This is a genomic window from Streptomyces sp. NPDC091371 (genome assembly GCF_040684275.1).
Lineage (GTDB): Bacteria > Actinomycetota > Actinomycetes > Streptomycetales > Streptomycetaceae > Streptomyces.
In genome coordinates this window covers 57,867-76,257 of record NZ_JBFBFP010000032.1, presented here as the reverse complement: position 1 = coordinate 76,257, position 18,391 = coordinate 57,867, and the positions used below count along the sequence as shown (strand labels likewise).

The 18,391-nt window shown below is 73.3% G+C and carries 21 protein-coding genes and 1 tRNA gene; 10 read left to right on the top strand and 12 right to left on the bottom strand.

Translation table 11 applies throughout. The annotated features are described in order from the left end of the window. Window positions 1–3: 3 nt before the first annotated feature. Genes AB0O21_RS28265 through AB0O21_RS28255 form a run of 3 tightly spaced genes read left to right on the top strand, consistent with a single transcriptional unit; the run spans window position 4 to window position 2,986 of the window. A complete protein-coding gene (locus AB0O21_RS28265) occupies window positions 4–855 on the top strand; it encodes an enoyl-CoA hydratase (RefSeq protein WP_365175525.1) in 852 nt (283 codons plus the stop codon). Next, entirely contained in the window at window positions 855–2,000 is a 1,146-nt protein-coding gene (locus tag AB0O21_RS28260; RefSeq protein WP_365175523.1) for an acyl-CoA dehydrogenase family protein, read from the top strand. Before AB0O21_RS28265 ends, AB0O21_RS28260 begins: the two co-directional genes overlap by 1 nt. Beyond that, window positions 2,000–2,986, top strand: a complete 987-nt coding sequence (locus tag AB0O21_RS28255) for an acyl-CoA dehydrogenase family protein (RefSeq protein WP_365175521.1) — start codon at window positions 2,000–2,002, stop codon at window positions 2,984–2,986. The genes AB0O21_RS28260 and AB0O21_RS28255 overlap by 1 nt, the downstream gene beginning before the upstream one ends. Here the strand turns inward: AB0O21_RS28255 and AB0O21_RS28250 are convergent. Both AB0O21_RS28250 and AB0O21_RS28245 read right to left on the bottom strand, forming a co-directional pair. Next, window positions 2,968–3,324, bottom strand: coding sequence for a YrdB family protein (locus tag AB0O21_RS28250; protein WP_365175519.1), 357 nt, complete (start codon window positions 3,322–3,324; stop codon window positions 2,968–2,970). The genes AB0O21_RS28255 and AB0O21_RS28250 overlap by 19 nt on opposite strands. Before the next feature lie 56 nt (window positions 3,325–3,380). Beyond that, window positions 3,381–4,103, bottom strand: coding sequence for a class I SAM-dependent methyltransferase (locus AB0O21_RS28245; protein WP_365175517.1), 723 nt, complete (start codon window positions 4,101–4,103; stop codon window positions 3,381–3,383). A gap of 87 nt (window positions 4,104–4,190) precedes the next feature. Here AB0O21_RS28245 and AB0O21_RS28240 point away from each other — a divergent pair, with 87 nt between their 5' ends. Beyond that, window positions 4,191–4,649, top strand: a complete 459-nt coding sequence (locus AB0O21_RS28240) for a hypothetical protein (RefSeq protein ID WP_365175515.1) — start codon at window positions 4,191–4,193, stop codon at window positions 4,647–4,649. Window positions 4,650–4,658: 9 nt separating this feature from the next. Here AB0O21_RS28240 and AB0O21_RS28235 read toward each other — a convergent pair whose 3' ends face one another. Next, window positions 4,659–5,024 carry a hypothetical protein gene (locus AB0O21_RS28235; RefSeq protein ID WP_365175513.1) on the bottom strand — a complete coding sequence of 122 codons (366 nt, stop codon included), beginning with the start codon at window positions 5,022–5,024 and terminating at the stop codon, window positions 4,659–4,661. Window positions 5,025–5,066: 42 nt separating this feature from the next. Next, window positions 5,067–5,618 carry a hypothetical protein gene (locus AB0O21_RS28230; protein ID WP_365175511.1) on the bottom strand — a complete coding sequence of 184 codons (552 nt, stop codon included), beginning with the start codon at window positions 5,616–5,618 and terminating at the stop codon, window positions 5,067–5,069. A 67-nt stretch (window positions 5,619–5,685) separates the two neighbouring features. Here AB0O21_RS28230 and AB0O21_RS28225 point away from each other — a divergent pair. Then, window positions 5,686–5,760, top strand: a tRNA-Ala gene (locus tag AB0O21_RS28225). Between the two features lie 3 nt (window positions 5,761–5,763). On the opposite strand, the gene AB0O21_RS28220 is transcribed toward AB0O21_RS28225, so the two are convergent. From AB0O21_RS28220 to AB0O21_RS28210, 3 genes are read right to left on the bottom strand one after another with little or no spacing between them, the layout of a single operon-like run. Further along, window positions 5,764–6,639, bottom strand: a complete 876-nt coding sequence (locus AB0O21_RS28220) for an alpha/beta hydrolase (RefSeq protein ID WP_365175509.1) — start codon at window positions 6,637–6,639, stop codon at window positions 5,764–5,766. Further along, a complete protein-coding gene (locus AB0O21_RS28215; RefSeq protein WP_365175507.1) occupies window positions 6,636–7,367 on the bottom strand; it encodes a glucose 1-dehydrogenase in 732 nt (243 codons plus the stop codon). Before AB0O21_RS28215 ends, AB0O21_RS28220 begins: the two co-directional genes overlap by 4 nt. Before the next feature lie 3 nt (window positions 7,368–7,370). Beyond that, window positions 7,371–8,498 carry an LLM class flavin-dependent oxidoreductase gene (locus AB0O21_RS28210; protein ID WP_365175505.1) on the bottom strand — a complete coding sequence of 376 codons (1,128 nt, stop codon included), beginning with the start codon at window positions 8,496–8,498 and terminating at the stop codon, window positions 7,371–7,373. A 111-nt stretch (window positions 8,499–8,609) separates the two neighbouring features. On the opposite strand from AB0O21_RS28210, the gene AB0O21_RS28205 reads away from it, so the two are divergent. Then, window positions 8,610–9,206 (top strand): PadR family transcriptional regulator, encoded by a 597-nt coding sequence (locus AB0O21_RS28205; protein ID WP_365175567.1) that lies wholly within the window; start codon window positions 8,610–8,612, stop codon window positions 9,204–9,206. Here AB0O21_RS28205 and AB0O21_RS28200 read toward each other — a convergent pair. Next, a complete protein-coding gene (locus AB0O21_RS28200) occupies window positions 9,173–9,655 on the bottom strand; it encodes a flavin reductase family protein (protein ID WP_365175503.1) in 483 nt (160 codons plus the stop codon). The genes AB0O21_RS28205 and AB0O21_RS28200 overlap by 34 nt on opposite strands. A 98-nt stretch (window positions 9,656–9,753) precedes the next feature. On the opposite strand from AB0O21_RS28200, the gene AB0O21_RS28195 reads away from it, so the two are divergent. The 4 genes from AB0O21_RS28195 to AB0O21_RS28180 are packed head-to-tail and all read left to right on the top strand — an operon-like array spanning window position 9,754 to window position 13,813. After that, entirely contained in the window at window positions 9,754–11,343 is a 1,590-nt protein-coding gene (locus AB0O21_RS28195; protein WP_365175501.1) for a FadD3 family acyl-CoA ligase, read from the top strand. Continuing rightward, complete coding sequence (locus tag AB0O21_RS28190) at window positions 11,340–12,503, top strand: acyl-CoA dehydrogenase family protein (RefSeq protein ID WP_365175499.1); 1,164 nt, start codon at window positions 11,340–11,342, stop codon at window positions 12,501–12,503. Before AB0O21_RS28195 ends, AB0O21_RS28190 begins: the two co-directional genes overlap by 4 nt. Window positions 12,504–12,517: 14 nt before the next feature. Beyond that, window positions 12,518–13,246 carry a VWA domain-containing protein gene (locus AB0O21_RS28185; RefSeq protein WP_365175497.1) on the top strand — a complete coding sequence of 243 codons (729 nt, stop codon included), beginning with the start codon at window positions 12,518–12,520 and terminating at the stop codon, window positions 13,244–13,246. 51 nt (window positions 13,247–13,297) lie between these two features. After that, window positions 13,298–13,813, top strand: a complete 516-nt coding sequence (locus AB0O21_RS28180; RefSeq protein WP_365175495.1) for a pyridoxamine 5'-phosphate oxidase family protein — start codon at window positions 13,298–13,300, stop codon at window positions 13,811–13,813. On the opposite strand, the gene AB0O21_RS28175 is transcribed toward AB0O21_RS28180, so the two are convergent. From AB0O21_RS28175 to AB0O21_RS28160, 4 genes are all read right to left on the bottom strand, one after another. After that, on the bottom strand, window positions 13,806–14,699 hold the full coding sequence (locus tag AB0O21_RS28175; RefSeq protein ID WP_365175493.1) for a DUF1906 domain-containing protein: 894 nt from the start codon (window positions 14,697–14,699) through the stop codon (window positions 13,806–13,808). The two genes, AB0O21_RS28180 and AB0O21_RS28175, sit on opposite strands and share 8 nt — an antisense overlap. Window positions 14,700–14,867: 168 nt before the next feature. After that, window positions 14,868–16,862, bottom strand: a complete 1,995-nt coding sequence (locus AB0O21_RS28170; RefSeq protein WP_365175491.1) for a glycoside hydrolase domain-containing protein — start codon at window positions 16,860–16,862, stop codon at window positions 14,868–14,870. 91 nt (window positions 16,863–16,953) lie between these two features. Beyond that, the gene (locus tag AB0O21_RS28165) at window positions 16,954–18,039 is read right to left on the bottom strand and encodes a hypothetical protein (protein WP_365175489.1); all 1,086 of its coding nucleotides are present in this window, start codon (window positions 18,037–18,039) and stop codon (window positions 16,954–16,956) included. Further along, on the bottom strand, window positions 18,036–18,263 hold the full coding sequence (locus AB0O21_RS28160; RefSeq protein ID WP_365175487.1) for a hypothetical protein: 228 nt from the start codon (window positions 18,261–18,263) through the stop codon (window positions 18,036–18,038). The genes AB0O21_RS28165 and AB0O21_RS28160 overlap by 4 nt, the downstream gene beginning before the upstream one ends. Between the last annotated feature and the right edge of the window lie 128 nt (window positions 18,264–18,391).

The following is an 18,391-nucleotide window of genomic DNA, read 5'->3' as shown; positions in this document are numbered from 1 at the left end:
GGGATGCCCGATGCCACCCGCGACACCCCCGTGCTCTACGAGCGCCGCGGCCCGGTCGCGTACGTGACCATGAACCGCCCCCGCTACCGCAACGCGCAGAACAGCGCGATGACGTACGCCCTCGACGACGCCTTCTACCGCGCCGCCGACGACCCCGAGGTGAAGGTGGTCGTCCTGGGCGGGGCCGGTGAGCACTTCTCCGCCGGCCACGACATCGGCACCCCGGAGCGCGACGCCCACCTGCCCTTCGAGCGGCGGGCCGGGCTGTGGTGGGACCACTCGGAGCGCAGGGGCGCCGAGTCCCGCTTCGCCCGCGAGTCGGAGGTGTACCTGGGGATGTGCCGGCGCTGGCGGGAGCTGCCGAAGCCGGTGATCGCCTCGGTGCAGGGGGCGTGCGTGGCGGGCGGGCTGATGCTGGCCTGGGTCTGCGACCTGATCGTGGCGAGCGAGGACGCCTTCTTCGCCGACCCGGTCGTCCGGATGGGCATCCCCGGCGTCGAGTACTTCGCGCACCCTTGGGCGATGCCGCCGCGGATCGCGAAGGAGTTCCTGTACACGGGCGACCGGATGCCGGCCCGCCGGGCGTACGAGGTCGGTATGGTCAACCGGGTCGTGGAACGGGCGGAGTTGGCGGCCGAGACCGACCGACTGGCGCTGCGCATCGCCGAGATGCCGGGCTTCGGCCTGGCGCTGACCAAGCGGGCCGTCAACCAGGCCGAGGACCTCCAGGGCCTGCACACCGGCATGGACTCGGTCTTCGGCCTGCACCACCTGGCGCACGCCCACAACGCGGAGACCGCGGCGGACTCCCTCGGCGGCATGAACATAGCGGCGATGAAGGAGGCGAACGCCTGATGGACCTCACACAGAGTACGGACGTGGAGGCCTTCCGGGCCGAGGCACGGGCCTGGCTGGCCGCCCACGTGCCCGCCGACCCGCTCCCCTCGCTGGAGACGCGGGAGGGCTTCGCCGCGCACCGGGAGTGGGAGGCGCGGCTGCACGCGGACCGCTGGGCGGTGGTGTCCTGGCCCGAGGAGTACGGCGGCCGGGGCGTCGACATCGTGAAGTGGCTGGTCTTCGAGGAGGAGTACTGGGCGGCGGGCGCCCCCGGCCGGGTCTCCCAGAACGGCATCAACCTGCTCGCCCCCACCCTGTTCGACCACGCCACCTCCGAGCAGCGGGCCCGGGTGCTGCCCTCCATGGCGAGCGGCGAGGTGATCTGGGCGCAGGCCTGGTCGGAGCCGGAATCGGGCTCCGACCTGGCCTCGCTGACCTCGCGGGCGGTGCGCACGGAGGGCGGCTGGCTGCTGTCAGGGCAGAAGACCTGGTCCTCGCGGGCGGCCTTCGCGGACCGCGCGTTCGGCATCTTCCGCACCGACCCGGACACCCCGAAACCCCACCAGGGGCTCACGTACCTGATGTTCGACCTGCGGGCGCCGGGGGTGACGGTGCGGCCCATCGGCCGCCTCGACGGCAAGCCGGCGTTCGCGGAGCTCTTCCTGGACCAGGTCTTCGTACCGGACGAGGACGTGATCGGGGAGCCGGGGCAGGGCTGGCGGATCGCGATGTCGACCACGGGCAACGAGCGGGGGCTCACCCTGCGCTCCCCCGGCCGGTTCCTGGCGGCCGCCGGCCGGCTGCGCACCCTGTGGGAGGCGGCCGGCGACCCCGCCGACACGGCGCTGCGGGACCGGGTGGCGGACGCGGTGGTCGGGGCGCGCGCGTACGAGCTGTTCACCTGGGCCAACGCCTCCCGGTTCGCGGCGGGCGAGACCATCGGCGCCGAGTCCAGCCTGAACAAGGTGTTCTGGTCCCAGTACGACATCGCCCTGCACGAGACCGCCCTGGACCTGCTCGGCGCGGACGCGGAGCTGGCGGACGGCGAGTGGGCCGAGCCGTGGGTCTTCTCGCTGGCCGGGCCGATCTACGCGGGCACGAACGAGATCCAGCGCGACATCATCGCCGAGCGGCTGCTCGGCCTCCCGAAGGGCCGCCGCTGATGCGCTTCCTGCTGACCGACGAGCAGTCGGACTTCGCCCGTACGCTGCGCTCCCTGCTGGGGGCGGCCGACGTGCCGGCGGCGGTACGGGCCTGGGCGGCCGGCGACCTGAACCCCGGGCGGGCGGTGTGGGCCCGCCTCGCGGACACGGGCCTGTTCGCGCTGGCCGTGCCGGAGGAGTACGACGGGGCGGGCCTGCTGCCGCTGGAGCTGGCCCTGGGCTTCGTGGAGCTGGGGCGGGCGGGGGTGCCGGGCCCGGTGGTGGAGAGCGCGGCGGTGTCCGTACTGCTCTCCGAGCTCGGCGACGAGGCGCTGGCGAAGCGCTTCCTCCCGGCGCTGGCCGCGGGCGAGGCCTCCGCGACCCTGACCCTGCCGGGCGGGAGCCCGTACGCCCTGGACGCGGACGCGGCGACGTACTGCTTCACGGTGTCGGCGGCGGGCGAGCTCCGCCTGACCCACGGCATCGCGGCCGAACGGCAGGCCTCCCTCGACCCGGCCCGCAGGCTCTCCCGCCTGCCGGCGGCCGGGGCCCTGATCGCGACGGGCCCGGCCGTCTCCGCCGCGGCGGAGACGGCCGGGCGCTGGGCGCGGCTGCTGACGGCGGCCCAGTGCCTGGGCACGGGCGAGGCGCTGCTGGCCCGCACGGTGGAGTACGCGAAGCAGCGCACCCAGTTCGGGACCCCGATCGGCTCCTTCCAGGCGGTCAAGCACCGGCTGGCGGACACCCTGCTGGGCCTGGAGTTCGCCCGGCCCCTGCTGTGGGCGGCGGCGCTGTCCCTGTCCCCGGCGGACGTGGCGGCGGCGAAGCTCACCGCGGGCGAGGCGGCGTACGCGGCGGCGATGAGCGCCCTCCAGCTGCACGGCGCCGTGGGCTACACGGAGGAGCTGGACCTCTCCCTGTGGCTGCGCAAGGCCCGCCCGCTGCGGGACGCCTGGGGCACGCCGTCGGCCTGCCGGGCGGAGGTCCTTCAGCCGCGGGTGCGGTGATAGGTCACCACGGCGGTGTTCACCAGCACGACCCCGCCGAACCACAGGGCCCCGGTCCGCCACCCCACGGCGTACAGCGCGAGGGTGGCGGCCCCGAACACCACGGCCTTGACGGCGAGCTGGGCGGCGAGCGGCACGGGGTAGGCCGCCTTGGGTGCGGCGAAGGCGCCCCACAGCACGCCTGCGGCGGCCGGGCCGGCCACGGCGAGCCCGATGGACCAGACCCGGCCGATGTCCCGGGTCCAGCCCCACCAGGCGAGGGCGGCGAGGGCCCCGAGCTCCAGGAAGAAGGCCAGCAGGTCATTGGCGCCGTAGAACACCCGCATGAAGGAAGTCATGCGGGTCAACCTCTCCGACGCGGCCCGGAGGCGTCCACTCCGTGGGCGCCGCCTTCTCACATGACGGCGACCCGGAGCGTGACGACGTAGCACTCCTCGACCGTGCCGTCGGGGAAGAGGGGCGCCAGCCGGGCCCGTTCGGCGTCGAGGAACGCCCGCGTGTCGTCCTCGCCGAGCAGGAGGAAGGCGGAGTGGCTGGCGTGGTTGGCGAGGTGCGTGGCCAGCGGGATCCGCCGGGACCACCGCACCTCGCGGGTGGTGAAGGCCAGCCCTTCCATGGACTCGCGGGTGGGCAGCCCGGTCACCCCGAAGAAGGCGCGCAGCCGTTCGTCCTGTTCGGCGATCCAGGGGACGGTGGTGTCCATGTCGTTCCACCAGAGCGCGAGCGCGCCGCCGGGCCGCAGCACGCGCCGGGCTTCGGGGACCGAGCGCGCGGCGTCGGTCCAGTGCCAGGCCTGGGCGTACGTGAGGAAGTCGAACGCGGCGCTCGCCAGCGGCAGCCGGTCCCCGTCCCCGCGCACGACCGGGATCCCCGGGTTCGCCAGCCGGAACTCGGCGGCCATCCCGTCCCCGGGCTCCACGGCCAGGACCTCGGCCCCGCGTTCCCGCAGCAGCGCGGTGGCGATCCCGGTCCCCGCGCCTACGTCGGCCACGCGCGCCCCGGCGAGCGGGCGCCCGGCGAGTTCCTCGACGGCGTCGAAGAGGGCGGGCGGGTAGCCGGGCCGGTTCGCGCGGTAGAGCGCGGCGGCGGCGTCGAAGGACCGTGCGCGTTTCGTCATGCGGCCAATGTATGGAACCGGTAAGGGACGTGACGGCATCTCAGTGATCGAACGAACGACGAACGACCAAGAACGAGGTAAGGCACCATGCGACGGACGATGACCGGGATGACGCTGTGCGCGGCAGCCGCCCTGCTGCTGACCGGCTGCGGAAGCGACACCCCGAAGCCGGCCGCCGACAACGGCAAGCCCGCGGCCTCCCAGAGCGCCGCCCCCGCCTCCTCCGCGCCGGCGGCCAAGACCGGCGGCGCGACGCACGAGGTGGTCCTGGAGGTCGGCGGCACGGGCAAGACGGCAGTCATGTACAGCGGCATCGGCAGCGGCTTCGAGCAGCAGACCCTGCCGTGGACGAAGTCGGGCACCGCCGAACTCACCGCCGCGGAGCAGAAGTTGGGCTACCTGGTGAGCGTGGTCCCGGGCTCGATCACGGGCGCCGACGGCATGCTGGTGTCAGCGCCGTGCTCCATCAAGGTGGACGGCAAGGTGGTCGCCGAGAGCGACGGCCTGAAGAACGCGAAGGGCTGCTCGTACGTCATCAAGCAGTAGTCGCCCGGCTCAGTTCTCGGGACGGAACTCGCGCACGACCTCGATGCGGCCGACGATGTGCCGGTTGAACTCGTCGAGTTCCTCCGCCGGGACCCACAGCTCCAGGATGGTCTCGCCGCCGGCCTGCTGGACCGGGTAGCGGGCCAGGAAGTCCGAGTCGACCTCGAAGCGGGTCACGAAGCCCACCCCGGAGTGCTTGACGTTCCAGTCGCGGGCGATGCGGATCGCGTAGTCCTCGTTCAGCACCGGATAGAAGATGGGCTGCTCGGGCAGGCGCGGCGGCCAGGCCTGCCAGTCGAGGGCGCGGACCAGGTCGAGCTCCTCGGGGCCGGTCGGGCGCCAGAGGGTGGTCGTGGGTTTGGCCGTGGTGGACATGCGGCGACCCTAGGGCGGGTACGCGCCGTTGACCAGTGGGTTTCAGTCGCGGGGGCGGCGCAGCGAGAGCCATCCCAGGGTCGCGGTCTGGAGCAGGAGCAGCGCGGCCGTGCCCGCCGCCTCCCAGCGGGGTTCGGCGGGCCGGGGGCCGAGGGACCAGGCCTGGCCGTCGGGGTCCACGGTCACCGTGAGGCGGGCGCCGACGGCGAGGTCCAGGGAGACCGGGCCGGGCAGGTCGCGGCCCGCCTCCGTGCGCAGGCGCAGCGACGGCGAGTTGACGGAGCCGTCTTCCACCATGGTCCGCGAGGCCACCACGGCCACTTCCTCCCGGCCCCCGTCGTGGAGGTCGTGCCGGTCCCAGGTGATCCCGCCGAGCACCGCGACCCCCACCGCCGTGAGCGCGACGGCGGTGCGGGCCACGAACTCCGCGCCGGTGCCGTGCGGGACGGCGGCGCCGATGACGAAGAGGGCCAACAGGACGGGGACCCAAGCGCCCTCGGGGCCCCGCAGCAGCCAGATGGCACCGAACTCCGCTGCCAGGAGAAGGCAGTTGCGGAGCAGCGCCCCCGGCAGCCGCCGTATCAGTTCGACCATGGACACATCATGCCCGGGGATATCCCGGTGCGGACAAGGCGGGCCTTGCATAAGATCCGTTACAAGGGCGGGGTCGTAGCACAGAGGTAGTGCGCCTACACAGCATGGAGGAGGACGCCGGTTCGAATCCGGCCGCCCCGCCCCCTTACCCCACCGCCGACACCCATGCCGCGGCCGACGCCAGCGCAGTGGCTCCGGCGGGCAGCGGCAGTCCCAGGAACCCGTGGAAGACGCCCGGGTGGAGCTGGACCGTGCAGTCCACTCCCGCCGCCGCGAGCCGGCGCCCGTAGGCCATGCCCTCGTCGCGCAGGACGTCGCAGTCCGCGAGGACGATCAGGGTGGGCGGCAGGCCCGACAGGTCGGGGGCGAGCAGCGGCGAGACGTGCGGGTGCGCCGGGTCGCCGCCGTACTGGTCCCAGTACCAGGCCATGTGGGCGGCGGTGTGGAAGTACCCATCGGCGTAGGCCTCCACCGACGCGGACGCCATGGCCGCGTCGAGCGGCGGATAGAACAGCAGCTGGCCCGCTACGAGTTCGGGCGCACGCAGGGTCGTGACGGCGGCCAGGTTGCCCCCACTGGAGTCCCCCGCCAGCACCACCCGGTCCGGGTCGCAGCCCAGCGAGGGGGCCTCGGCCCGGGCCCACAGCAGTACGGTCAGCGCGTCGTCCGGCGCCGCCGGCCAGGGGTGTTCCGGGGCCAGGCGGTAGTCCGCCGAAACGACCACCGCGCCCGAGGCCGCCGCCAGCGTGCGGCACAGCGCGTCGTGGGTGTCGAGCCCGCACATCACCCAGCCCCCGCCGTGCAGGAAGACGACCAGAGCGCGGCCCTCGGAACCCGGCTCCGGGTCGTAGACCCGGACCGGGACCCCGTCCGCCACCGTGTCGTACACCGAGGCCACGGCCGGGCCCGGCGGTCCGGGAACGGCGGCCGCCCGCAGGGCCTCCGTGTCGCCCGGCCCCGGGAAGCCTGCCGTCATCGCGTCGCACAGCCGCCTGGCCGCCGGTGACAAGGGGTCGCTCATGACGTCGTCATCCCTCCGTCGACGGTGAACTCGGTGCCCGTGACGTACGAGGAGGCGTCCGAGCAGAGGAAGAGCACCAGCTCCCCCACTTCCTCGGGCCGCCCCATCCGCCCCAGCGGTACGTGCGACCAGTCGCGGCCCGCGACGGCCTCGGCCACCATCGGGGTGTCGATGGCCCCCGGATGCACCGAGTTGACCCGGATCCGGTCCCCGGCCAGGTCGAGCGCCGCCGACCGCGTCAGCCCGCGCAGCCCGAACTTGGTGGATCCGTACGCCGCGTGGCCCGGGATCCCGACCAGTCCGGCCGTGGAGGAGATGTTGACGATCGAGCCGCCGCCGCCCGCCCGCAGCACCGGCGCCACCGCCTGGATGCCGAGGAACGGGCCGAGGAGGTTGACCCGCAGCAGGGTCTCGAAGTCTTCGAGCCGCTGCTCCTCCACGTGGGCCGTGCGCCACAGGGCCGCGTTGTTGACCAGTGCCGAGACCGTGCCGAAGGCGGAGACGGCCGCGGCCACGACCCCGGCCCAGCTCGCCGGGTCGGCCACGTCGTGGCGGACGTACAGGCCCTGGTCGCCGAGATCGGCGGCGACCGCCCGGCCCTCGTCCTCCCGTACGTCCGTGACGACGACCCGCGCGCCGGCTTCGGCGAACAGGCGGGCCTCGGCCGCGCCCTGGCCGCGCCCGGCTCCGGTGACGACGACGACCTTTCCGTCGAGGGAGATGGCCATGGCTCAGGCCTCCTGTTCCAGGGCGCGGAAGTGCGGGATGACCTTCTCGCCCCACTGGCGGATGGTCTCCAGGCAGGCCTCCTGCGGGACCGTGCCCATCTGGATCAGGCACATGACCTCGTCGACGCCGATCTCGCGCAGCTGCTCGACGTAGGCGATGGCGGTTTCGGCGCTGCCGTACGCGTGCTCCGCGTTGTAGGTGCCGGTGTCGACGGGCCGCGCCGGGATGTTGGCCTCGTGGAGCTTGGCGACGAGTTCCTCGCGGCCCTGCGCCAGAGCGGCGACGTGGTCCTCGTCCTCCGCGTAGCCCGTCGGCGCGGGGGCGTTGCCGTACCAGTGGGCGATGGATTCGGCGAAGAAGCGCTGTCCGCGCGTGCCGAGCCGCAGGGCGCGCTCGGCGTCGTCGAGGACGATGGTCGGGCAGAGGGCGGAGAGGTGGTCGTTGACCTCGCTCGACACGAGGCGCTCGCCGGTGCGGGTCGCGATGGCCTCGTCGTAGACCTTGCGCATGGTGCGGACGTCATCGGCGCCGGCGAAGCCCATCACCAGGGCGCCGATGCCGAGTTCGGCGGCGAGCTTGAGGGTGTCGTGCTTGGAGCAGGCCATGAAGAGCGGCGGGTGCGGGTCCTGGACCGGGCGGGGCAGGATCGCGCCGGGGCCGATGTCGATGGAGCCGTGCCATTCGAACTCGGGCTCGCGCCAGGCGGCGGAGAAGATCCGCAGCGCCTCTTCCATCTGCGGGTAGGTGTCCTCGGGCTTCACCCCGTACATGGACATCTCCTGCCGGGTGGCGCCGCGGCCGGCGCCGATGTCGACGCGGCCGCCGGAGAGCACGTCGAGCATGGCGGCGCGCTCGGCGACGCGTACCGGGTGCTGGTAGCCGAAGGGCATGGTGACGACGCCGTGGCCGATGCGGATCTTCTGCGTCCGGGCGGCGACCCAGGTCAGGAAGATCTCGGAGGCGCTCATGTGGGCGTACTGGGTCAGCGAGTGGTGTTCGACGGCCCAGATCCGGGCGAAGCCCATCTCCTCGGCGAGGACGGCCTGTTCGACGCAGTCGTGGATGACCTGGCGCTCGCGCTCCGGGGTCGGGTCGACGAGCTGAGCCTCGAAGATCATCGAGAACTTCACGGGGAGATCCCTCCATCCGGCGGATGCGGTTTCGAATCGGTATTTCGAATAGGAATACTTCTAGCAGTCATACCCCTCGGGGGGAAGGGTGCCGCGGGGACCGGTCGTAGACTGCGCTGCGTGGCAGACGAGAAGGCAGACGAGGCGAACAAGCGCACGCTCCCCGCGACCAGCTGGGCGGTGCTCGGGCTGCTCTCCTTCGGGGAGGAGCTCTCCGGCTACGACCTGAAGAAGTGGTCGGACTGGTCGCTGCGCTTCTTCTACTGGAGCCCGTCCTTCAGCCAGATCTACAGCGAGCTCAAGCGCCTGGAGAAGGCCGGCTACGCCTCCTCGCGGATGGTCACCCAGGAGACCGGCACCCGAGACAAGCGGGTGTACCGGATCACGGACGACGGCATGGCGGCCGTACGGGAATGGGCCCGCGAGGCCCCGGTCGACCCGCCCGTGCTCAAGCACGGGCCGATGCTGCGGCTGTGGCTGGGCCACCTGCTGGAGCCGGAGCAGATGCGGGAAGTCCTGGTCCAGCACCAGGAGTTCGCGGAGAAGATGCGCCGTCGGGCAGTGGCCGACGTGGAGGGCGCCAAGGACGAGTCGGCGTGGGCGTATCCGACGCTCACGCTCAAGTGGGCCGAGCGGTACTACGCCTCCGAGCGCGACCTCGCGGCCGCCATGCTTCAGGACATCGAGGAGCTCGGCAAGCGCCCGTAGGTGCGCCGGAAGTAGAGCAGCGGGGGCTCGCCGGCGCGGTGCGCGGTCAGGGCGGTGACCCGGCCGAGGGCGATCTCGTGGTCGCCGCCGTCCAGCACGCCCTCCAGATCGCATTCGACGCCGGCGAGGACCCCGTCGAGCAGGGGCGCGCCGTTTCCGCCCGGCCGCCAGGGGACGCCGGCGAACTTGTCCCCGCCGGTCACGGCGAAAGTACGGCACAGCTCCTGCTGGTCGGCGGCCAGGATGTTGACGGCGAAGGCCCCCGCCGCCCGGATCTTCGGCCAGGTGGTCGAGGTGCGCGCCGGACAGAAGCAGACCAGCGGCGGGTCCAGCGAGACGGACGAGAAGGACTGGACGGCCATCCCGACGGGACGGCCGCCGCTTTCGCATGCCGTGATGACGGCGACGCCGGTGCAGAAGCTGGAGAGGACCGACTTGAGGGTCTCCACGGGAGCCTCCAAATATTTCTACTAGGTATATGCCTAACCGAAACACCTGTGATTGGATACCGCCCACGCTCGCTCGTCAAGTAGGGAGGGTCCGTCCGATGCCACCGCCACCCGCTGTGCCACCTCCGCCCGCCACGCTCGCCCGGCTTCCGGAGTACGCGGCCGCCGTGTACGGGGACCGCGAGGCGCTCGCCGACGGGGAGGTCCGCTGGACCTTCGCCCGGCTGGCCGCCGAGATCGCCGCCGCCGCCCGCGCGGCCATCGCGCACGGCATCCGGCCCGGGGACCGGGTGGCGGTCTGGGCGCCCAACAGCCGCCAGTGGATCGCCGCCGCGCTGGGCGCGGTCGGCGCGGGCGCCGTCCTCGTGCCGGTCAACACCCGCTACAAGCCCGCCGAGGCCGCCGACATCATCCGGCGCAGCGGTGCCCGCGTGCTCTTCACCGAGCGCGGCTTCCTCGGCACCGACTACGTCGAGGCCCTGCGCGCCTCCGGCGAGGACCTCGGCGCGCTCGCCTCCACCGTCGTCCTGCGCGGCGGGACCGGCCCCGAGTGCTGGGAGGCGTACCTGGCCGCCGGGGAGTCCGTCACCGACGCGGAGCGGCTCGCCCGCGCCGGCCTGATCCGCCCCGAGGACATCGGCGACATCCTTTACACCTCCGGCACCACCGGCCGCTCCAAGGGGGTGATGACCACCCACGGCCAGACGCTGCGGCTGTACGCCTCCTGGTCCGAGCTGGTCACCCTGCGACCCGGCGACCGGTACCTGCTGGTCAACCCCTTCTTCCACACCTTCGGCTACAAAGCCGGCGTCCTGGCGTGCCTGCTGCGCGGGGTGACGATGCTCCCCGAGGCCGTCTACGACACCGACCGCATCCTGGCGCGGATGGCCGCGGAGCGGGTGACCTGCCTGATGGGCCCGCCGACCGTCTTCCACGGCCTGATCCGGCACCCCGCGCTCGCCACCCACGACCTCTCCGCGCTGCGGCTCGCGGGGACCGGGGCGGCCTCGGTCCCGACCGCCCTGGTCGAGGAGATCCGCTCCGTCCTGGGCGCGCCCGACGTGTTCACCGCGTACGGGCTGACGGAGTCCGGCGGGGTCGTCTCCGTCTGCCCCACCGACGCCGACGCCCGGACGCTCGCCCACACCGTCGGCCTGCCGCTGCCCGGCACCGAGGTACGGATCGCCAACCCGCTCGGCGAGGTGCTGCCGGCCGGGGAACCGGGCGAGGTGCAGGTCCGCGGCTACCACGTCACCCCGGGGTACCTGGACGACCCGGCGGCCACCGCCGAGGCCGTGCTGCCGGGCGGCTGGCTGCGCACCGGGGACATCGGCGTCCTCGACGGGCGCGGCTACCTGTCGATCACCGACCGACTGAAGGACATGTACGTGGTCGGGGGCTTCAACGCCTACCCGGCGGAGGTGGAGAACGTCCTGCTGACCCATCCGTCCGTCACCGACGCGGCCGTGGTCGGCGCCCCGGACGAGCGGCTCGGCGAGGTGGGCGTGGCCTACGTGGTCACCGCCGGGCCGGTCACGGCCGCCGAGCTGACGGCATGGAGCCGGGAACGGCTGGCCAACTTCAAGGTGCCGCGGCGCTTCCACCTGGTGGCGGAGCTCCCGCGCAACGCGGGCGGCAAGCTGCTGAAGACGGAGCTGCGGCGCACGGCACGGGGGGAGGGCGCGTGAGCGGCCTGGAGTGGACGCCCGAACAGGAGGAACTGCGGGACGCCGTACGGGCGGTCCTCGCGCGGCACCCCGGCCACGCGGCCTGGGGCCCGCTGACGGCCCAGGTGGGCGCGGCCGCGCTGGCGGTCCCGGAGGAGTACGGCGGCCTGGGCTGCGGGGCGGCCGAGGTCGGGGTGGTCATGTCGGAACTGGGCCGCGCGCTGAGCCCCGTACCGTACCTGGGCTCGGCGGTGCTGACCGCAGGGGCCCTGCTGGCCTCGGGCGCCGGGGAGGCATGCGCCCGCCTCCTCCCGTCCCTGGCGGACGGCTCCCTGGTGGGAGCGCTGGCCTGGGCCGAGCCCCCTCGCGGGGGGCCGAGCGCGGACGCGGACCCCGGGTACGGCGGCTGGGAGGCCGGCGACATGGCCACCCGGGCGGAGCCCGACGGTGACGGGTGGGTGCTCACCGGCACCAAGCAGTACGTACTGGCGGGCCCGGCCGAGCCGTCCCTGGTCCTGGTCTTCGCCACCATCGGCGGCGGTACCGAGGCCGGCCGGGGCCCCGGCGGCGCCACCGAACCCGCCACCCCGCCCGGCCGGAGGGCTCGGCTCGGGCTGTTCGAGCTCACCGCCCCGCCCGCGGCCTTCACCGCCCGGTCCGCCATGGACCGCACCCGGCCCCTCGCCGAGCTGGCGCTCGACCGGACCCCGGCCCGGCTGCTCTCGCCCGACGGCGCCGGAGTCCTGGCCCGGGTCCGGGACCTGGCCTGCACGGCGCTGGCCGCCGAACAGGCGGGGGCCGCCGCGCGGGCGCTGGAGTCCACGGTCCGGTACGCCAAGGACCGGGTCCAGTTCGGCCGGCCCATCGGCTCCTTCCAGGCCGTGAAGCACCGGCTCGCCGACATGTACGCGGCCGTGGAGTCGGCCCGCTCGACGGCCCTGGCAGCGGCCGCCGCCGGGGCCCCGCCCCACCTGGCGGCCGCCGCCAAGTCGGCCTGCTCGCAGGCGTACGCGTACGTCGCCGGGGAGATGATCCAGCTGCACGGCGGCATCGGCATCACCTGGGAGCACGAGGCGCACGAGTTCTTCAAGCGCGCCCACGGCTCTGCCCTCCTGTTCGGCTCCCCGGCCGCGCACCGGGCCCGGCTCGCGGCCGAACTCGGCTACACGGCGGCGGGCTGACGTACCCTCGGGCCATGACGCGCAGTGCGATAAACCTCCGCAAGGTCGAAGAAACGGCTCCGGCGCTCGTGAGCCTCTACAAGAGCGCCGGGGTCTCACTGCGCAAACACGGCATGGAGGAGAGGCGCGCCGCCGTCTACCTGGTCCTGGACTACTCGGGGTCGATGAAGCCGTACTACGCGGACGGCAGTGTGCAGGCCCTCGCCGACCGGGTGCTGGGCCTGTCCGCGCACCTCGACGACGACGCCCGCGTGCCGGTGGTGTTCTTCTCCACCGACGTCGACGCGGTGGAGGAGATCTCCCTCGCCGGGCACGAGGGCCGGGTCACCGAGATCGCCTCCCGCCTCGGCCACATGGGCAAGACGGCCTACCACGCGGCGATGGACGCGGTGATCGACCACTACCAGGACTCGGGGTCGACACTGCCCGCCCTCGTCGTCTTCCAGACCGACGGCGGGCCGATCAACAAGCTCGCCGCGGAGAAGTACCTGTGCAAGGCGTCCCCTCTCCCCCTCTTCTGGCAGTTCGTCGGCTTCGGCAACACCCGCAGCTCGCAGTTCGACTTCCTGCGCCGGCTGGACGAACTGCCCGTCCCGGACCGCCGCGTGGTGGACAACGCGGGCTACTTCCACGCGGGCCTGGACCCGCGCACCGTCCCGGACTCGGAGCTGTACGACCGGCTCGTCGGCGAGTTCCCGGCCTGGCTGGCGGCGGCGCGCGCCGCGGGCATCGTACGGAACTGAGTCCGTGCGCGCCTGACCTGCGACCGCCGGTGCCCGCGCTTTGATGGACGTATGACGCATACCAGTTGGGCAGTCTTCGAGAAGGCGGAACCGGAGTTCGCGGCGGCCGTCCAGGCCCGTTTCGCGCAGTACCCGCACCACGTCCTGGCCACCCTGCGCAAGGACGGCTCGCCCCGGGTGGCCGGACTCAACGTCGACATCCGGGGCGGGGAGCTGTGGCTCGGCATGATGTTCGGCTCGATGAAGGCCAGGGACCTCCAGCACGACCCGCGCTTCGCCCTCCACACGAACCCCGGTGCGGGAGAGGAGATGCAGGGCGGGGACGTACGGATCTCCGGGCGCGCGGTGGAGCTGGTGGACCCGCCGGAGCTGCACCGGTACGCGGAGGAGACGGACACCCCGCACCCCTTCCACCTCTTCTACGCCGACCTGACGGAGGTCGTCCGCATCAGTGTGGACGGCGACGAGCTGGTCATCCGCTCGTGGACCCCGGCGCACGGCCTGCGCACCCTGCGCCGGGGCAATGACGACGAGCCGCCGCGCGAGGATCCGGCGCCGGCTAGCTGAGCGGGAGCGGCACCGGGAGCGGGACCGGGACCGGGAGCGGGAGGCCGCTGCCGAGCGCGGAGGGGTCGACGTCCACCCAGCTGCGGTCGATGTTGAGGGTGACCCCGCCGTACGTGGCGTCGTGGTCCCCGCGGAACTGGTGCGCCCGGCGCCGGCCGGACCACTTGCGGGTGCCCTCGGGCAGGCCCATGTCGGCATCGGCGACGGAGGCCGCGCCGTTCCAGCGGGCGACCCACAGCACGTCGGGCATGGCGTGGGGGGCCTGGTGGTGGTGGGCGCTCAGCGCCTTGGCCCCGGAGCTCGCCGATACGTAGGCGGCGGAACGGTACCCCAGCTCGTGCAGCCGGACCGTCCAGGCGGTCAGGTAGGCGACGACCGGGGCGTCCCAGGTGGCGCGGTCGGTGTAGTGCTCCAGGTCGTTGTAGAGCAGGGTGCCCGCGCCCAGGCCCAGTGAGCGGGCCGCGTCCACCGCGCCGTCGGCGGCGGTGCGGCCCTGCGCATCGGCCTCGGAGGGGTCGGTGGACAGGCCCGTGGCGGCGTTGTGCCAGGGCTGCGGGCCGACCCAGATGGGCATCAGGTGCCAGCCGGCCCCGGCCTGCCGCTCGACCCAGTCTGCACTGAGCTGCGGCTGGGCGCAGGCCCGGGCGGGGCCGCCGATGTAGATGCCGATCGCGCCGAACGGGGACTCGGCGCGCCAGGTGTCCATGGCCCGCTGGGTCGGGGCGGTGCAGGCGTCGAAGCCCTGGCCGGTGAAGGGCTGCTGGCCGGTACGGGGCGCGGACGGCTTGGCGACGGTGCGGCCGCCGGTGTCGGCGGCTCCCGTCGTGACGGGCGCCAGCAGGGCGGCGCCCAGCAGGCAGCTCAACATCAGTCGGGTGGGGGGCATGTGACCCACTGTTACCAGAAGTCACGCGGGTGGTGTCCGAGGCGCGGGACGTCGCGGGACGTGTGTTGACGGCGGACCGGCCCGGGAGGACGAGCCTCCCGGGCCGGTTGCCGGTTCACTGTTCCCCGCGAGCAGGGCGAGCAGGGGCGGTCAGGTGGCCGCGTCAGATCACGGGCGCCAGGTGCCGGTGCTCCACAGCGCGCCGCCGATGCCCTGGCCGCCGCCCTGGGCGTAGACGACGAAGTTGCCGTCGTCCTGCAAGTGCGCGTAGGCGCCCGGGTGGCCCCACGTGCCGGTGCTCCACAGGGCGCCGCCCGTGGTGGGGCCGCCGCCCTTGCGGTACACGACGAGGTTGCCGTCGTCCTGCATGCGGGCGTACGCTCCCGGGCTGTACAGGCCGGTGCTCCACAGGTTCTGCCCGGTCGCCCGGTCGACGACGACCAGGTTGCCGTCCGGCCCCACCAGCAGCGCGGTCTTGGCGTCGTGCGTCCAGGCGCCGGCCGCCAGGTTCTGGTTCGCGGTGAGCTTGGTACCCCGCTGCCAGGTCCCGGTGGACCACAGGGCCGCGCCGGAGCTGCTGTAGAGGACGAGGTTGCCGTCGTCCTGGAGCTTGAGGGAGGCCCCGGGGTTGCCGTAGGTGGCGGAGGACCAGACGGCCGCGCCGGCCTTGTTGTAGACGACGAAGTTGCCGTCGGCCTGGACGGTGGCGTAGGCGCCGGGGTTGCCGTAGGTGCCGGTGGCCCACAGCGGGACGGCGGTGCCGTTGCCCGCCTTGTAGGACAGGACGAGGTTGCCGTCGCTCTGCATGGTCAGCTTGGCGCTGGCGCTCTCGATGGCGGCGTCGGGGCAGATCAGGTCGTTGCGGGCGGAGCCGGAGGCGTCGACGTCGACGTAGTTGCGGTCGATGCCGAGCTGGATGCCGCCGTAGGTCTCCTTGGTGTCGCCCGCGAACTGGTGGGCGCGCCTGCTGCCCAGCCACTGCTTGGTGCAGGTGCTCAGGCCCATGTCGGTGTCCGAGACACCGGCGGAGCCGTTCCAGTTCGCGGTCCACATCACGTCGGGCATGGAGCCCGGCTTCGTGTCGTGGGCGGCGCTGAGCGCCTTGGCGCCGGAGTTGACGGCGACGTAGGCGCCGCTGCGGTAGCCCAGCTCGTGCAGCTTCTCCGTCCACGCCGTGAGGTAGGCGACGACGGGGCCGTCGAACTTGGCCCGGTCGGTGTAGTACTCCACGTCGTTGTAGAGCAGCGAGCCCGGGTCCATGCCGAGGGCCTGGGCGGCGGCCGCGGCGCCGGTGGCGGCCGTGCGTCCCTGCCCGTCGGCGACGGCGAGGTCGGTGGAGAGCATGTTGGCCGGGTCGATCGCGGTGTTCCACGGCTGGGGGCCGACCCACAGGGGCATCAGGTGCCAGCCCGCGGTGGCCTGCGTACGGACCCAGTCGGCGGTCAGGTTCGGCTGGGCGCAGCCGCGCGCGCCGCCGCCGATGTAGATGCCGACGGCGCGGTAGGCGGAGTTGGCCTTCCAGACGTTCATCGTGTTCTGGCTCGGCGCGGTGCAGGCGTCGAAGCCCTCACCTCGGTAGGCGCTCGTGATCACGCCGGCGGCCGCGAGCGGCGACGCGGACTGCTCGTCGGCCGTGGTACCGGCAGCGGCGCCCGCACCCGTGCCGGTGCCGGTGCCGGTGCCGGTCAGCACGGCGCTCTCGATCACCTTGCGGACGGCCGCGGAGGAGGCACCGTACGAGGCGGTCGCCACGACGCCCGGCTGCTGCAGGGCGTAGCGGAACTCCTTGCTGACCGCCTTCGTCTCGGCGGGCAGGGCGGTGCCGGACGCCACGGTCACCGTGGGTATGTCCGCACGCTCCAAGGCGCCCTCGATCGGCTCGAGATGCAGGGTGTCGGCGCGGTCGGCGACCGCGCGGCCCGAGCACTCGGACTGGGTCCCGGCGTGCCCCAGGTACAGGGTGGGCACGTCGAGACGCAGACAGGCCCCGGGGTTGCGCTCGAGGTCCACGACCCGCCACGCGGCGGGAACGGTGACCTTCAGACCTTGGTATTCAACGGTTCTGCCGTCGGCGGCCGTGGCCACGGGGGCCAGGGCGGAGAGCAGCAGGGTGGTGCCGATCGCAGATCCTGTGAGACCGCGCAGCAAAGTTCGGGACGACATTGAGCTCCGGATTCATAGACCGACTGAATTCCGGATCACTATATGCAGACCACGATCTGCATCAACGGGATTGAAAACGGCGGGAGATGGCCTACGGGGCGGCCTGGTCCTGAAAGGCCGGGAGGTCGAAGATGCGCTGCTTGCCCGCGTCGTCCATGAGCTCCACCAGCGGCAGGACCAGCTCCCACAGGTCCTGTTTGTCGACCTCGCGCAGGAGCCCTTCGAGCTCCGCGTCGCCCAGCCCGGCGGCCGCGTCCGCGACCACCTTCCGCGCCTCCGCGGGCAACACCCCGACGAGCGGCAGGAACTCGCCCCACAGCCCGGTGCCCACGACCGCCCCGACGACCCCGGTCAGCACCTCGGCGTCGCGCAGCGCCGGCAGCCCGGCGACCGCCAGCCGGTCCCCCTCCCCCAGCAGCGCGACCAGCGGCAGCAGCGCCTCCCACAACCCCTGCTCGTGGGCGGCCCGCACGAGCGTCCCGAGCTCGTCGGCCGCCAGCCGGGCGGTGAGCTGGGCGATCCGCAGCCGCTGTTCGCCGCCGACCATCGCGGCGACGCCGAGGGCCTCCTCCCAGAGCCCTTCGGCCGCGGCGGCCCGTACGACCGAGCCGAGCCGGTCGTCGCCCATCAGTTCCAGGATGCGGGGCAGCCGCTCGGGCAGGTCGACGTAGAAGCCGGCGCGCAGCACGTCCGTGTCGCCGACCTGTTCCAGGATCCGCCCGAGCACCTGGTCCCTCATGTGCCCGACGAACCGCCCCATGGTGAGGTGGTCGTGCCGCTCGGCGAGGGCGACGGCGATCCGTACGACGAGCCCCTCGTCGAGCCGGTCCACGATCCCGGCGATCTTCCTGGGGTCCAGGTGCCCGCACGCCTCGGCGGTGAAGGACACGGGCAGCTTGGCGATGATGTCCGCGGCCCGCGAGGGCTCCAGCCGCCCGGCGACGGCGGCCGCTAGCCGGGGGCCGAGCGCCTTCTGCGAGATCGCGGCCGCGACCCCGGCCGGCACCAGCTTGGTCGCGGCGGCGATCCTGTCGAGCATCTCCGGGGCCCCGTCGTTCAGTACGGCGCTGACCTGCTCGCGGAAGCGGCGTACGTCCTCGCCCGGCAGCGCGCCGAGGAATCCCAGCTCCGCCTCCCCCAGCAGCCGGGCGACCTTCTCCGCCTCGGCCCGGCTCACCGGAACAGCACCTTGCGTACGGCTCCGCGCGCGAGGGCGGGGACCAGTTTGAGCGCTTCCTCGGCGGCCTCGTTCAGCCCGTCGGCCTGCCGCGCCCGCTCCCGGCGCAGCGCGTCGGCCAGCCGCGCCGCGTCCTGCGGCGCGAGCGAGCCGAACGACTCGGGCAGCGCGGCTGCGGCTGCCCCCAACTCCGTACGCAGCCGGGCCAGTTCTTCCGTACTCACGGGCGACCTCCCACACAGAGACGACGGCTCGCCCCGAGCGTGGACCCGTATTGACTATTAGTCAATACTCGCGGGTAGGCGGGTCCCCGGCGCCGCCTCGCTCACCGCCCGCCCGACAGCAACTCCTT